Here is a 15,256-nt window from a genome sequence, read left to right on the forward strand (position 1 = left end):
AATACAACCAAGTATTAACGAAGCAATTGCAGTACGCCTTGTGGCTGTTGGTTGGCTTGGGACAGCATTGCTTGTGCTGCTTGAGACAGGATGGAGTTCTTGGTTTGTTTTACCATCTCGGAAGCCATGTCGACGTCACGTACACGGGACTCGGCTGCTGTCAGGTTCTCAGAAGAAGCTCCCAGGTTATTGATCGTGTGCTCCAGACGGTTTTGGTTCGCACCCAGTTTGGAACGCTCGTCCGATACTTTCTTGATCGCTGTATCGATTGTAGCGATAGCTCCTGTTGCTACAGATGCAGAAGTAGAAATATCCAGACCACCAGTTGCTACTGCATCGCCACCTGCTGCGGTTGCTGCTGTATCCGCTGCTTTGGAAACGCCCAGCGTTTTAGCATCCATCGCATTAATGCTCAGTGCCATCGTTTGGTTCGTGTTTGCACCGATTTGCAGGGTTACTGTAGAAGCACCTTGGCCATCCAGCAATTTCTTGGTGTTGAATTCGGTTGTGTTGGAGATACGAGTGATTTCTTTCGCCAGCTCGTCCACTTCTTTTTGCAGTTGGGCACGGTCGTCAGATGTATTGGTATCGTTACCGGACTGTACAGACAGCTCACGCATACGTTGCAGGATATCGTGAGTTTCGTTCAGTGCACCTTCAGCTGTTTGGATCATGGAGATACCATCTTGAGCGTTACGGGAAGCTTGATCCAGACCACGGATCTGTCCACGCATTTTCTCGGAGATCGCCAGACCTGCTGCATCGTCGCCCGCACGGTTAATGCGAAGACCCGAAGACAGTTTTTCCATCGATTTGCTTTGTGCTGCAGAAGCAGAGTTCAGGGAACGGGAAGTGTTCAGTGCCGCGATATTGTGGTTGATAATCATTTGTAATTTCCTCCTTGGAATGTAAGCGATCCACGTCCTTGTGGTTCGTCTTGTTCTTAGTTTGATGCACTGGAAGCTGCAAAGTCGATCGCCTTTGCTTACTTCCTAGCGTCTAATATATATATCGGCGTTCTTTCTAGTTTGTTAATAGCTTTTGATAAATTTTATAAGTAATTTTCTTAAATTATTTATGTATTTCATTTCTTTATATAATAAAAAAGGCCTCCAGCAAAGGAGACCTTTTGAATACAACCAAGTATTAACGAAGCAATTGCAGTACGCCTTGTGGCTGTTGGTTTGCTTGGGACAACATTGCTTGTGCTGCTTGGGACAGGATGGAGTTCTTAGTTTGTTTTACCATCTCGGAAGCCATGTCGACGTCACGTACACGGGACTCAGCTGCTGTCAGGTTCTCGGAAGAAGCTCCCAGGTTATTGATCGTGTGCTCCAGACGGTTTTGGTTTGCACCCAGTTTGGAACGCTCGTCCGATACTTTTTTGATTGCTTCATCAATTTTAGAAATTGCTCCTGTTGCTACTGTTGCAGTGGAAGAGATATCCAGACCACCTGCTGCTGTAGCGGCAGTTGTACCTGTTGCTGCTGCTGCTGTTGTATCACCTACACCCAGAGTTGCAGCATCCATTGCTTTAATGCTCAACGTCATTGTCTGGTCACTATTTGCACCAATTTGGAATGTCATTGCAGAAGCACCTTGACCATCCAGCAATTTCTTAGTGTTGAATTCCGTTGTGTTGGAGATACGAGTGATTTCTTTCGCCAGCTCGTCCACTTCTTTTTGCAGTTGAGCACGATCGTCAGATGTATTGGTATCGTTACCGGACTGTACAGACAGCTCACGCATACGTTGCAGGATATCGTGAGTTTCGTTCAGTGCGCCCTCAGCTGTTTGAATCAGAGAGATACCATCTTGAGCGTTACGGGAAGCTTGATCCAGACCACGGATCTGTCCACGCATTTTCTCGGAGATCGCCAGACCTGCTGCATCGTCGCCCGCACGGTTAATGCGAAGACCCGAAGACAGTTTTTCCATCGATTTGCTTTGCGCACCAGAAGCTGCGTTCAGGGAGCGAGAAGTGTTCAGTGCTGCGATGTTGTGGTTGATAATCATTTGTAATTTCCTCCTTGGGATGTAAACGAACCACATCCTTGTGGTCCATCTTTTGATTAGATGCGTTGAAACTTACCAAGATCAATTCATTATGTAAGCCAGCAAGCAACTATAATCCTTATATCGGAGGAATGTATATATTTGTGAATAGCAAATAAACACTTTTTTCAAAAATTTCTTTTAGCATACGAAATTTTACAATTCTAAAGTATGTACCAAAAGGTCTCCACAAGGAGAACCTTTTGAGGAATAACGTATTAACGAAGCAATTGCAGTACGCCTTGTGGCTGTTGGTTGGCTTGGGACAACATTGCTTGTGCTGCTTGAGACAGGATCGAGTTCTTGGTTTGTTTTACCATCTCGGAAGCCATGTCGACGTCACGTACACGGGACTCGGCTGCTGTCAGGTTCTCGGAAGAAGCTCCCAGGTTGTTGATTGTGTGCTCCAGACGGTTTTGGTTTGCACCCAGTTTGGAACGCTCGTCCGATACTTTCTTGATTGCGGAATCAATCGTAGCGATAGCTGCGGTTGCAGTTGCTGCATCTGTAGAGATATCCAGACCACCAGTTGCTACTGCATCGCCACCTGCTGCGGTTGCTGCTGTATCCGCTGCTTTGGAAACGCCCAGCGTTTTAGCATCCATCGCATTAACGCTCAGTGACATCGTTTGGTTCGTGTTTGCACCGATTTGCAGGGTTACTGTAGAAGCACCTTGGCCATCCAGCAATTTCTTGGTGTTGAATTCGGTTGTGTTGGAGATACGAGTGATTTCTTTCGCCAGCTCGTCCACTTCTTTTTGCAGTTGTGCACGGTCGTCAGATGTATTGGTATCGTTACCGGACTGTACAGACAGCTCACGCATACGTTGCAGGATATCGTGAGTTTCGTTCAGTGCACCTTCAGCTGTTTGGATCATGGAGATACCATCTTGAGCGTTACGGGAAGCTTGATCCAGACCACGGATCTGTCCACGCATTTTCTCGGAGATCGCCAGACCTGCTGCATCGTCGCCCGCACGGTTAATGCGAAGACCCGAAGACAGTTTTTCCATCGATTTGCTTTGTGCTGCAGAAGCAGAGTTCAGGGAACGGGAAGTGTTCAGTGCCGCGATATTGTGGTTGATGATCATTTGTAATTTCCTCCTTGGAATGTAAGCGACCCACATCCATGTGGTTCATCTTATAATGTTTTATGCGCTTGAAGTACAAGATCGGCCGCTCTTGTTGACTCCTTAGCGTCTAATATATATATCGGTTATATATACCATTTATTAATATAATTTTATACATTTTTCCTTTTTTTCAAAATAAATTTGTAGCAAAATATATCCTAAATCAGGATGAATGATAACAATTAATTGTTAAAAAAAGACCTCCAAAAAGGAGGTCTTTTGAATACAACCAAGTATTAACGAAGCAATTGCAGTACGCCTTGTGGCTGTTGGTTGGCTTGGGACAACATTGCTTGTGCTGCTTGAGACAGGATGGAGTTCTTAGTTTGTTTTACCATCTCAGAAGCCATGTCGACGTCACGTACACGGGACTCGGCTGCTGTCAGGTTCTCGGAAGAAGCTCCCAGGTTGTTGATTGTGTGCTCCAGACGGTTTTGGTTTGCACCCAGTTTGGAACGCTCGTCCGATACTTTCTTGATTGCGGAATCAATCGTAGCGATAGCTGCGGTTGCAGTTGCTGCATCTGTAGAGATATCCAGACCACCAGTTGCTACTGCATCGCCACCTGCTGCGGTTGCTGCTGTATCTGCTGCTTTGGAAACGCCCAGCGTTTTAGCATCCATCGCATTAACGCTCAGTGCCATGGTTTGGTTCGTGTTTGCACCGATTTGCAGAGTTACTGAAGAAGCACCTTGGCCATCCAGCAATTTCTTGGTGTTGAATTCGGTTGTGTTGGAGATACGAGTGATTTCTTTTGCCAGCTCGTCCACTTCTTTTTGCAGTTGTGCACGGTCGTCAGATGTATTGGTATCGTTACCGGACTGTACAGACAGCTCACGCATACGTTGCAGGATATCGTGAGTTTCGTTCAGTGCACCTTCAGCTGTTTGGATCATGGAGATACCATCTTGAGCATTACGGGAAGCTTGATCCAGACCGCGGATCTGTCCACGCATTTTCTCGGAGATCGCCAGACCTGCTGCATCGTCGCCCGCACGGTTAATGCGAAGACCCGAAGACAGTTTTTCCATCGATTTGCTTTGTGCTGCAGAAGCAGAGTTCAGGGAACGGGAAGTGTTCAGTGCCGCGATATTGTGGTTGATAATCATTTGTAATTTCCTCCTTGGAATGTAAGCGATCCACGTCCTTGTGGTTCGTCTTTAGGTTTTTTATTCGCTAAGTTCAGCAATTTGAAGTACTTTGCTAGCTCCTTAGCGCCTAATATATATATCGGTGCTACGCTGGTTTTATTAATAGCATTTTTAGAAAAAAAAGTATTTTTTGGAATATTATTTTGAAGATTTATTAAATTGCTCCAGCAATGCATTTACCTGTGTTAATTGGGGAGCTGCAGACGCCTTATTGCTTTCCTGAATAGCAGCATAGATTTCATGACGATAAATTTCAATATGCGAAGGTGCAGAAATACCGAGTTTTACTGTGTCTCCGTCAACACTAAGCACAGTAACTTCGATATCGTTCTGTATAACGATTTTTTCTCCTTTTTTACGAGCCAATACTAGCATAATTACACACCTTCCTTCTGTTCAGATGGTTGCAGAGGATGCTTGGTATGATACGACGATTGATGCAGTACGATTTGTGCAGCCTGTCGTGTATCTGTATTGCATACAATAGGCGCCAGAAGATTAAGCGTAGATTTATCCATCGGATCATTCAATGTGACCATACAAGCCACACGAACTGCTTGCTCCGTAGTTAATTCAGGATAATCTTCTTCCTTGATTTCAAATTCATAATCGGCATAGATAGAGAACGGATCCACTAGCAGAAAAGACAGACCAGGTTCCTGCACAGACTGGAGATAACTAAATGGGCTATTTTCTACATCGATCCAGGCAAATGTCTGTTCTTCTTCAAAACCAGGAATACCATTTGCAAATTGATAAATATTTTCTTCAGCGACATCAATGTTTCCCCAGGTTAATGTGTTTATGATCACGTTATATTCTCCTTTTCCAGCGTAATAGCCAGTATATATTTTTAATATAACTGAAAAAGCCACAGATAGCGAACAATCGCCATCCATGGCTTTTACATGGTAGTATCTATTTCCGGTGGTATAAACTGAACGGATGGGTATTGCTGCATATAGATATTCACATTACCTCTTGTATATTCAATTTCCGGACGGTTGATCTGGACCTGAATATCCGGCTTATGCGTCGTCACTTCGATGATAGGATCTCTGCGTTCCACTTGAATATCCACATTATCGGATGATGCTGCTCCTCTATATTCTATAAATCCAGGAGTGTTTTGGGAACGTGACTTCATAATCTCTCCCAGTGAATTACCCGGCTTATAGAATTCCCGCATACGTTCTCCATCTTTCATTCGCTGACTTAATCCCTGCAGGAACAGCTGCTGTACATTGGAATACAGCCGCTTGGTCATCTCCAGATGGCTTCCTCCATCATAAGCAGCCAATGCCCGGCTCTGATCAATCGTCAGTTCGGGTTTGGGCTGCTGTATCTCCAGATCGGCTTTTTGGGTAGTAATCTGAAGATCGGCTTTAGGCTGCCGAATGGAGAAAGAACCAGGGGTCGTCTCGATTCCGATTCGCCCTGGTGTCTGTCTGATTTGTACAATTGGCATGGAGGTCATGGTATAGCCCCCTCTAACTTTTTAAAATTATCTCAGGAAATCAACCAGCGTTGTAGAGATGATTTTGGCACCTGCTGACAAGGAAGCTGTATAGATATTTTCCTGGGTTTGGGATTTGACCAATAACTGCGCATAGTCTGCATCTTCTACTTTGGATTGCAAAGCGGTAAGGTTGGTCTCCATATCACCAAGTCGAGCTTGCATCAATTCTACCCGGTTGGTTTTGGCTCCTACCTGAGACTGAGCAGTTAGAACTTTTCCGACACGGGAGTCAATATTAGCCAGCTGCTTTGTCAGTTCTTTGGTATCTCCACTTTTCAGTGCAGCCGAAATATTATTCAGCAGGTTGAATACATTATCCACTTCACCCGTCTGTCCAAATACATCATTACCTGTTGTGTTAATAGGCAGCTTGATATTATCGCCTACCATATAATTCACAGTGCCGGTATCGGTTTGTATGGAAGCACCATTGGTAATATCCTGTGTTCCATCTGCACCTGTAGGGAACTGATATGGTTTTTCATTATAATTCTGACCATTGAAAATATATTTCCCATTTAGCTGGCTATTAGCAATATCGATAAACTGCTCTTTTAGCTGGGAAACCTCACTGTTAATACTGTCCAGGGCAGATTGTGGGTTGGTGTCATTGGCTGCCTGTACAGTAAGTTCGCGCAGCTTCTGCATAACATCATTAGTCTGGGTCAATACGGTATCATTGTATTCCAGCCATGAAATAGAGCTGTCCACATTCTTCTGGTACTGCTGTGCCGAAGCTACATCGGCACGGTAGCGCAGGGAATACGTGATACCTACTGGATCATCCGAAGGACGGTTGATCTTCATACCGGTCGACATTTGTTCCTGGGTGTTCTGCATTGCTCGTGCGTTTCGGTTCAGGTTCATGAGCAGCTGATTGTTCTTCATTCCGTTGGTTACTCTAAGCATCTCAATAATCTCCTTTATCCGTTATTATCTTCCAACCAAGCCAGTGGAGTTAATGAGCTTATCCAGCAGTTGATCATAAGTCGTCATGAAACGTGCTGCTGCGCTGTAAGCATGTTGGAATTTGAGCAGGTTACTCATTTCTTCATCAACAGAAACACCACTTACCGATTGTCTGCGAGAATCGATCTGTGTCACGATTGTTGTAGAGTTGTCTGATTGACGATTAGCTTCCTGAGCCTGAACACCGAGTTGGCCTACCATAGTACTGTAAAATGAATTGATGGTTGCAGACTGTGTTCCATCTGCATTATTGAACTTGGCGCCTGTTAATTGCGAAGTAATCAGCGCCATATCGTTATTACCCTTGATCACTTTGCCATTTGCATCTACACGCATCGATGTGGCAATCGCATTAAGATTATTCACGATATCCGGATTCACGGTAATACTGCCTGCAGTCAACGTACCATTATCGGATGATGTAAAGAACGGAACACCTGTTTTGGCTGCCCCACTAGCATCTGTATCCATGGAATATCCCATCTGCTGCAGACCATTAATACCTTTGACAATAACATTGGTATCTGAAGTCAGGGTACGGTTGGCGCCTGTATAGGTTTTCTCTGTTTTGGTACCATCTGAATTCACAACCTGTACTACTGTTCCTTCCGGCATCACGGAGCCTTTAGGGAACGTTACCTGCACTTCGCCATTTGCAATAGTATTGGCCAGCTGATTCAGCTGATTGGTATAACCGGCTACATAAGAGTCACGCGACAGGATCATGCCATGCACTTCGCCACCTGTTAGCGTACCGCCTTCATAAGCATTATTTAAAAAAGCAGCGTCTACTGTGGTAGGAGTATATCCCTGTACAAGACTCTGTCCACCCATCGTTACGTTATAGCCTTGGGCTGTATCGGTTACATTGATATTCACGAGAGCAGACAGCTTATCAACGAACAGATCCCGTTGATCTCGAAGATCGTTGGCATCATCACCGAGCGCTTCTACTTTGACAATAGACTGGTTTAAGTTGGCGATGGAGTTGACATACCCCTGCACTTCAGAAGCGGTATTGGTAACATTGGCAGTCAAATCAGAAGCATAGTCTGTTAATTGCTTGCTGATCTGATTCATGGAATCGGTTAAAGCGAGGGCGTTCTCTTTGACTACGCTGCGAGCTGTAAGGCTATCTGGATCTTTACTGAGGTCAGACCAGGAATCCCAAAAGTTCTTAAGTACGGCACTAAAGCCAGTTTCAGAAGGGTCCTGAAAAATCTCTTCGATTTTACTTAAAGAATCTGCCCGGGTGGTCCAGCTATTCAGCGTCGCATTTTCCTGACGGAACTGACCATCCAAGAATAATTCTCTAACACGAACAACCTGTGTGGCTTCTACACCGGTACCAATTTGTCCAGCGCCTGTGGAATGCGAGAATCCCGGAGCTTCAATTGGACGGGTAGCTGACATTTTTACAGTTTGCCGCGAGTAACCTTCTGTATTTGCGTTCGCTATGTTATGGCCTGTGGTATTGAGTGCCGTCGATTGCGTAATGACACTCCGTTTTGCCGTTTCAATCGAATGGAATGTAGATGTCACTGGTTAACCCCCTATAATTATCCGCGCGTGTCGAACAGTCCTCTGCGCTGCCCTGCACCATACTGGGCTGCTGCCGGATGCTGATACACCATATCTTGCTCAGGCTTATCAACCATTACATCCAGCGAGAATTCAATAAAATCCAAAGACTGTTGAATTAGCTGCTGATTAAGATCGTTTAATTCTTTTAATCGGTCCAATGTGGATTTAAGTTTAGACTGAATGCCTAATAATCTTTTTTTATCTTCCACATCGAACACCAGACGTGCCAATTCAGTCAGCGTAAGATTCAATTGCGACTTGATTCCGCGCTCTTTTAGAAAATCATAGGAAGCCTGCATACGTTCCTGCTCAGTTTGCTCAATCAGCTTGATGAGCTTGGACTCCTGATTCATTACTCGAATCATTCCATCCACATCATTGGCAACAATGCTGCTTTTTTTACTTTCACCTAGCTCGATCATTTGCTGATGATGTACGTCCAGCTTATTCAGCACGTCGACAAGGTTGTCTAAAGACATAGATTAATTCCCCGTTCCCTTTAAGAAAGGAAGTAGTTTGTCAGCAAGGGCACCAGCGTCTACTTTGTAAGTGCCTGCAGCTACTTGCTCTTTCAGACTTTGGATTTTTTGTGCACGTTCTGCATTTGCAGATGCTTGAGTGGCGTTGGCTTGCAGCATTTCCATAGCTTCCGGCGAGATGGATACTTCGTCTTTACGACCTGCTTTTTTATCGTTAGTTACGGATTTGGCTTCTGCACTTCTTTGGTATGGGTTAATTGCGTTTACACGTTGAGTATCGTTAATTTTCATGGTTTTATACACACTCCTTAGTAAATTTGAGAAAGAGTTCCTAGTTCTTACCGTCAATTGAATCTGCAAGAGGGACCGTCTTTTCAAAATAGGAAGTCCTTCAGAGGATACCAGGAATCTTGGGTGATATCCAAATTGCTTCATTTCCTGGTATCATAAGGCAACCGATTGTTCTTACTAAGATTATCGACCAGTTTAACTACAAATTTTATAGTCTTAAAGTGGTTAATTACAAAGTAATTTTTTTCATTGCTTAAGTCCTAAACCTGCGTAGCTATGCAAGTTTTAGCCCTCTTATAGTACTAGGAAATGTCGTTATTTGACTAGGAATAGGAACAGTTCCTAGTTATTGCGGTATTTGTCGACAATTCGATAGGCACCATGACTGGTGTTATTGGTTTCTTTGGCAGCTGCATCATCTTGATATGCATTACGGATATCCTTGGTAAGACGGGTACGGCATGGTTCGCACATATTGTTTTCACGGATAGGTGTTCCGCATACTTCGCAGGCATAGCCCATGTTTGGTGCATTCGCGATCGAGATGCGTCCTTCACGGATAAATGTGGAAATTTGCTTGATGGACACGTCTACCGCTTCGGACAGTTCAGTGATTGTTGTTCCTCTGTTCTCGCGCAGATACTGATTGCATCGCTCATATTGCTGATCGATATCCTTGATACAGTTTCCGCACATTCCTCTGAGATTGGCCACGTATAATTTACCGCATTGCGGGCAGTTTGCTAAATTCATTTATATTCGCCTCCTGAAGTTCATAACATCTATAGGATTGAGCATAGCAGTTAAAATGTTTGTCTATACTTATATCGTAAGATGGAGGCTTTTTTGTTAGGTACCATATCTAAATAAATAGTCATAATAACAATTTCATTATTCACCGATGTAAGCACTTCGATCAAGTTTGATACATATAGCCCCATTTTCTTATTCTCAATTTAGTTCCTATTTTGCAGCAAAAAGGATTGCTCAGGAACGTGCCCAGGTGAGCGAGAATATTTCTGCTTGGGTATGACCATATCTAGCGGCTTGCTGCAGGGCTCCGGCACAGCTATTGATGGTGCTGCCTGTTGTATAAATGTCATCGATTAGCAAAATACGCAGCGGAAGGCTTTTGGCAGCTTGTTCTTTTAATGAATAATAAAGATTGCTCGTCGCTCTGCTATTTTTTGCCTGCGCGATATGTAGCAGCCAATCTTCTGCCTGCGGCTGACAGGAGAACACACCTGCTACATTTTGCATCCTGCCCTGACGGTTTTGTGTACTTTGCTTGACGGTGTGGCGATTGCGCATCAGCATAGGAAGACACGGTACCTTTATGGCTCCAGCCAAATCCTCTGCAATCACGCCTGCCTGATCGAATCCGCGACTGACCAGACGATCCGGACTGGCAGGAACCCAGGTGATTAGATCAGGATACCAAATCTCCCGGTAAAATGAAGACATCTCCTGTTGCATACGGTAATATCCCTCTTTTAATATACCTCCAATCACTGCCGAGTAACCTTCATTCCCATTATATTTATAAGCAGCCAGCCATGCTCTCATAGTTGTATCATACCGTACAGCACTACGGTTGAATGTAAATTGTCGTCCTGCAAAGGCAGCACGACGGCAATCCGGACACTCTACCGAGCGGCCGCATACTTTGCATATCGGCTGACGAATCCAGGGAATAGCAGCAATACAATGACTGCACAAACCCGGGATTCTACTCTTCATGCCGATTGGACGACTACAGGCTGTACATATCGTATGTCGAGGATGCAGATAGGATAGTATTCCTTCCCATAAACCGGATAATTGCTGAATAGACATATTGTTCTCCTTGGATAGATATTCTCTGTTCGGTACCAGACGGTTCCTATATATAGTAGGAATATAGGAACACAATCCTCACAAACTTATTTCAAATACCCCTGCTTTCTAGCTATCCGGTTCATTCGCTTGATCTGATTGACTGCCTTTTTCTGTTCCAGCGTCCAATCGGATGAAGCAAAAAATACACTTCCGGCTGGATCATCGATAGAGCGCCCTGCCCGGCCAGCCATCTGGATCAGCGCTGCGGCATCATACAGCTTGTCTTGCGCATCCACAATGTAGACATCACTTCGAGGGATTGTCACGCCACGTTCCAAAATAGTCGTTGTGACCAGCAAACGGATCTGCTGCTGGCGAAAAAGATTTACTTTTTCCGTCCGATACTGATCCTGTGAAGATGTCCCCTCAACCTGTATATGGGGAAAATATTTTCGTATCAGTTCAACAGTTTCCTCGATCCAGGCAATACGGGGAATAAACAGGAAAATCTGTGCTCCACGATCGATAGATTGGCGCAATTGGCTTTGCAGGGAAGCCGGCAGCTGCTTCTTGGCCATACATTTGGATAATGAATTCATTCTGATATGCTGCGGTACAGGTAGCGGATGACGATGATAACGAACCGGAACTTTGGCATGGGCTAATGTACCACGTTTTATCTCTTGCTGCAGACTGGCAGATGGAGTCGCAGACAAATATATGAATTTGCCATTGGACCGGCATGCCTGAGCTGCCGCGTAGCTCAACATAGGATTATTATGGTAAGGAAACGCATCGATCTCATCGATAATAACCAGTTCAAAAGCTTCGTGGAAACGCATAAGCTGATGAGTAGTCGAAATAGTGAGCGCTGCTGTCTGCCACCTGTCTTCACTGCCGCCATACAGGACAGCAATCTCTATATCCGGAAAAGCTTTTGCCAGACGGGGAGCCAGCTCCAATACCACATCCCGGCGCGGCGTTGCAATAACGGCCCTGCCTCCTTTACAAATAGCGTGTTCCAGCAGCGGAAATACCATCTCTGTCTTGCCTGCACCCGTCACTGCCCACAACAGAAACCGTTCCTTGATGGATGGGTGTCTTATATCGGGGTTATGTATGTGCTGGTTACGTTTGTGATAGCTGGATCTAGATAGAAGAGGATCTGGAGTGGTAACAACATATTCAGGCACTGGCCTGGACAAAAATAATAATGCTTGATAGGCTGCAGCTGTTTGAGGCGGGCTTAATCCCCAGCGCTGCTGAATCATTTGCGGATCATAGGAGCTGGTGCAGAAAGCAGATGCAGATCTCCTATAGGAAATATTCATAGTTTCCTGCTGGAGATCATCCCGAAGATCTGCAGGCTGTAGCTCTGTATTCAGGCAATTTGTCTGCAGCAGCAGTGTACATTCCCTGCTGCGTCCAAGCGTCAGACAATCCTCACAGTAACCACAGGCAGCGGAACCACAGCTGGCACAGGGAGTATAACGGATACGGTTGCCTCCACAGCGGCGGCATCTGGCTTCATTGGTAGAGGAGGCAGTTAACCACATTGGTAGATAATGTGACCGTTTGGGTTGATCCACTTTATATACAGCTGAGAGTAATGAAATATGTTGATTTAAATAGGCGAGCTGAAGCGAGCTTTTCACGTTATGCTGTGTCCGATCCGAATCTTGCAACATAGCAGTGAATTCGTTAAAAAGCAGAGAACGCCCTTGGAGTGCTGTGCTGATATAGGCAGCTTCCCGGGTAAGCTGCTTTTTCCATAAGAATGAATCGGGATCACCTTCCAGCTGATCTTCTTCTTTACTATTCAAAATATAATAACCTGCTGCTGTCCAGCCAGTTTGAATATCCCATAGCAGGTTCCACGTATTATTGATACCAGGATGATTCTGCGTATGGTTACTGCTGTTCAATGATAGACTGGCATGACAGGAATCCAGCAGCGATCTATGAATGTGATAGCCCCATACCTCCTGCTGCATAGAACTTCGATCCAATGCCATAAGTTGTGAGCAGCATTGTAGTGCCCAGCCCAAAGGAACACCTGTCGTCACCAGGCAGATCTGTTCATTCATATGCTCTCGCTTTGTCAAAGCAGTCCACCAGATCAGATCGACTCGCAAATCAAGGGATATATAAATAGACCATTCTTGTTCATGTTGGATAGTATATAAAGCCACCTGCATATGTAGTCCCTCCTCGGCCAAATTATTGATTTGGATCAGATGGCATCCAAACAAAAAAGCACACTCTCCCTAATGGGAAAGTGTGCTTCACTTTATTGAGCTATCATATTGTAGAAGTTATCAACTAGATTACAAAGTAACCCAGCCATGTTTGATAGAATTGATAACGGCTTGTGTACGATCGTCCACTTCCATTTTTTGCAGAATGCTGCTGACATGGTTTTTAACTGTTTTCTCACTGATAAACAGATATTCACCAATCATTTTATTGCTCTTGCCTTCTGCCATCAGACGCAGCACTTCTGCTTCACGCCGTGTCAATGGATTGTCATCACCAGCAACAAATTTAACGCCGGTCTCGCCATTGTTGTTATTGTCTGCCAGTGTACCGGTCTCATTAACATATGTCATGCGGCGCAGCTGCTGAATAAGCTTACCTGTTACTTTGGGATGGATATAAGCATGTCCTTCCACTACAGAACGGATAGCATTCACCAGTGACTCGGCTTCCATATCTTTCAGCAGGTAACCGGATGCTCCTTTACGCAATGTCTCGAATACATAACTTTCGTCATCATGAATAGAGAGAATGATAACCTTGATATCCGGGAAAAGCTCACGAAGCTTCTCTGTAGCCTCTACTCCATTCTCAATCGGCATATTGATATCCATCAATACAACCTCTGGTGGAGTATGGTTACAGAATTCCAGCACTTGAATGCCATCTCCACATTCGCCAATAACCTCAAGATCATCCTCCATATTAAGGATGCGCTTCAGACCTTCGCGAAACAGTTGATGATCATCGGCCAGCAGTATTTTAATTTTTTTAGAGCCGTAATCATGGTTTTCCATTCTGTTGCCCCTTTCACTTTTCCACGTTCGTCGGAATATGAATTACAATTTTTGTTCCTTGGTTTTCGGCAGATTCAATTTCCATTCTGCCGTCCAGTAATTCAACCCGTTCACGCATACCAATTAATCCAAAGTTATTATGGTCCTTGGTGCGCTGCTCTACTTTTTCCAGATTGAAGCCTTTGCCGTTATCTTCGACAGTCAGCTTCACGATCTGTGACTGGAATGTAATAATGACTGTTACATAGGTAGGCTCGGCATGTTTGGATGCGTTCGTCAGCGCCTCCTGAACCAGCCGGTAGATAGCAGCCTCCATGGCTGAAGTAAGCCGATATTCCTTGCCTCTGGTTTCGAAAATAGAACGAATTCGAGTTTTTTCTTCAAAATCCTGCACATATTTTCGCAAAGTAGGAATGAGGCCCAGATCATCCAGTGCCATCGGTCTTAGATTAAATATGACTTTTCTCATTTCTTGTAAGCTTGAACGCACTTGTGCTTTCAAATCTACTATTTCGTCCTTAACCATCTGATATTCCTGCTTGGCAATCATTCTTTCCAAAATTTCCGTCCTAAGAACTAGATTGGCTAGCAACTGCGCAGGCCCATCATGGATTTCCCGGGAAATTCTTTTGCGCTCATCTTCCTGAGCAAGAATGATCTTCAAGCCGATCAGCTGACGATTTTTGGCAGATTCCAGGATACGGGTTACCTGATTCAGCTCTCCGGACAAATATTCCAGTACGACGCCCATCTGCGAACCGATCGTCTCGGCTCGCTCGATAGAGCTTTCCACATTTTTAACGCGCTTTTGCAAATCGTCCCGTCTGGCTTTCAGGTACATTTCCTTTTCCCGGTATATCATCAGATCAAGCTGTAGCTGAGTCGCCTTCTCATAGGCTTGCTTGATATCCTCTTCATTATACCGCACAAAGTCACGACTTACCTCAGTGAGTCTGATTCGGGAACTGCGATAACCGACTTCGAGCTGATCTACTTTCTCGATCGTCTCTGCCGTCTCCCTTAATACAAGCTCCAGCTCCGTATTGAGAGAAAGCAGTTCTCTTCGAGAAGTATCCAGAATCTCGAAGATCTGATATTTGCTGTTTTCCATTACGTTTGTTGCGTTCTTAATGACGTGATCTATCGCATCAGCGTGGAACTCCACTTGATCTTCTCCATTTCTGTAAGTCAATTATATGATACT

The 15,256-nt window shown here is 44.7% G+C and carries 16 protein-coding genes; all 16 read right to left on the bottom strand.

The window, feature by feature from the left end; all coding sequences use genetic code 11:
• Positions 1-14 precede the first annotated feature (14 nt).
• The gene (hag, locus tag AR543_RS22660) at positions 15-887 is read right to left on the bottom strand and encodes a flagellin Hag (protein ID WP_060536519.1); all 873 of its coding nucleotides are present in this window, start codon (positions 885-887) and stop codon (positions 15-17) included.
• A gap of 259 nt (positions 888-1,146) precedes the next feature.
• The gene (gene hag, locus AR543_RS22665) at positions 1,147-2,016 is read right to left on the bottom strand and encodes a flagellin Hag (RefSeq protein WP_060536520.1); all 870 of its coding nucleotides are present in this window, start codon (positions 2,014-2,016) and stop codon (positions 1,147-1,149) included.
• A gap of 257 nt (positions 2,017-2,273) precedes the next feature.
• On the bottom strand, positions 2,274-3,146 hold the full coding sequence (gene hag, locus AR543_RS22670) for a flagellin Hag (protein WP_060536521.1): 873 nt from the start codon (positions 3,144-3,146) through the stop codon (positions 2,274-2,276).
• A 278-nt stretch (positions 3,147-3,424) separates the two neighbouring features.
• Positions 3,425-4,297 carry a flagellin Hag gene (hag, locus tag AR543_RS22675; RefSeq protein WP_060536522.1) on the bottom strand — a complete coding sequence of 291 codons (873 nt, stop codon included), beginning with the start codon at positions 4,295-4,297 and terminating at the stop codon, positions 3,425-3,427.
• A gap of 180 nt (positions 4,298-4,477) precedes the next feature.
• On the bottom strand, positions 4,478-4,714 hold the full coding sequence (gene csrA / locus AR543_RS22680) for a carbon storage regulator CsrA (RefSeq protein ID WP_060536523.1): 237 nt from the start codon (positions 4,712-4,714) through the stop codon (positions 4,478-4,480).
• Between the two features lie 2 nt (positions 4,715-4,716).
• Positions 4,717-5,151 (bottom strand): flagellar assembly protein FliW, encoded by a 435-nt coding sequence (locus AR543_RS22685; RefSeq protein ID WP_060536524.1) that lies wholly within the window; start codon positions 5,149-5,151, stop codon positions 4,717-4,719.
• Between the two features lie 92 nt (positions 5,152-5,243).
• Complete coding sequence (locus AR543_RS22690; protein WP_060536525.1) at positions 5,244-5,816, bottom strand: DUF6470 family protein; 573 nt, start codon at positions 5,814-5,816, stop codon at positions 5,244-5,246.
• A gap of 27 nt (positions 5,817-5,843) precedes the next feature.
• A complete protein-coding gene (gene flgL, locus AR543_RS22695; protein WP_060536526.1) occupies positions 5,844-6,767 on the bottom strand; it encodes a flagellar hook-associated protein FlgL in 924 nt (307 codons plus the stop codon).
• Between the two features lie 24 nt (positions 6,768-6,791).
• Positions 6,792-8,369: a flagellar hook-associated protein FlgK gene (gene flgK, locus AR543_RS22700; RefSeq protein WP_060536527.1), complete on the bottom strand. Its 1,578-nt coding sequence runs from the start codon at positions 8,367-8,369 to the stop codon at positions 6,792-6,794.
• Between the two features lie 17 nt (positions 8,370-8,386).
• Complete coding sequence (locus AR543_RS22705) at positions 8,387-8,890, bottom strand: flagellar protein FlgN (RefSeq protein WP_060536528.1); 504 nt, start codon at positions 8,888-8,890, stop codon at positions 8,387-8,389.
• 3 nt (positions 8,891-8,893) lie between these two features.
• Complete coding sequence (flgM, locus tag AR543_RS22710; RefSeq protein ID WP_060536529.1) at positions 8,894-9,181, bottom strand: flagellar biosynthesis anti-sigma factor FlgM; 288 nt, start codon at positions 9,179-9,181, stop codon at positions 8,894-8,896.
• Between the two features lie 342 nt (positions 9,182-9,523).
• Positions 9,524-9,934, bottom strand: a complete 411-nt coding sequence (locus AR543_RS22715; protein WP_060536530.1) for a TIGR03826 family flagellar region protein — start codon at positions 9,932-9,934, stop codon at positions 9,524-9,526.
• A 234-nt stretch (positions 9,935-10,168) separates the two neighbouring features.
• On the bottom strand, positions 10,169-10,921 hold the full coding sequence (locus tag AR543_RS22720; protein WP_158524003.1) for a ComF family protein: 753 nt from the start codon (positions 10,919-10,921) through the stop codon (positions 10,169-10,171).
• 182 nt (positions 10,922-11,103) lie between these two features.
• The gene (locus AR543_RS22725) at positions 11,104-13,197 is read right to left on the bottom strand and encodes an ATP-dependent helicase ComFA (protein WP_060536532.1); all 2,094 of its coding nucleotides are present in this window, start codon (positions 13,195-13,197) and stop codon (positions 11,104-11,106) included.
• Between the two features lie 129 nt (positions 13,198-13,326).
• A complete protein-coding gene (locus tag AR543_RS22730) occupies positions 13,327-14,052 on the bottom strand; it encodes a response regulator (protein WP_017810950.1) in 726 nt (241 codons plus the stop codon).
• Positions 14,053-14,065: 13 nt separating this feature from the next.
• Entirely contained in the window at positions 14,066-15,217 is a 1,152-nt protein-coding gene (locus AR543_RS22735) for a sensor histidine kinase (protein WP_060536533.1), read from the bottom strand.
• Between the last annotated feature and the right edge of the window lie 39 nt (positions 15,218-15,256).

The organism is Paenibacillus bovis, assembly GCF_001421015.2.
In the GTDB taxonomy this organism is placed as follows: domain Bacteria; phylum Bacillota; class Bacilli; order Paenibacillales; family Paenibacillaceae; genus Saccharibacillus; species Saccharibacillus bovis.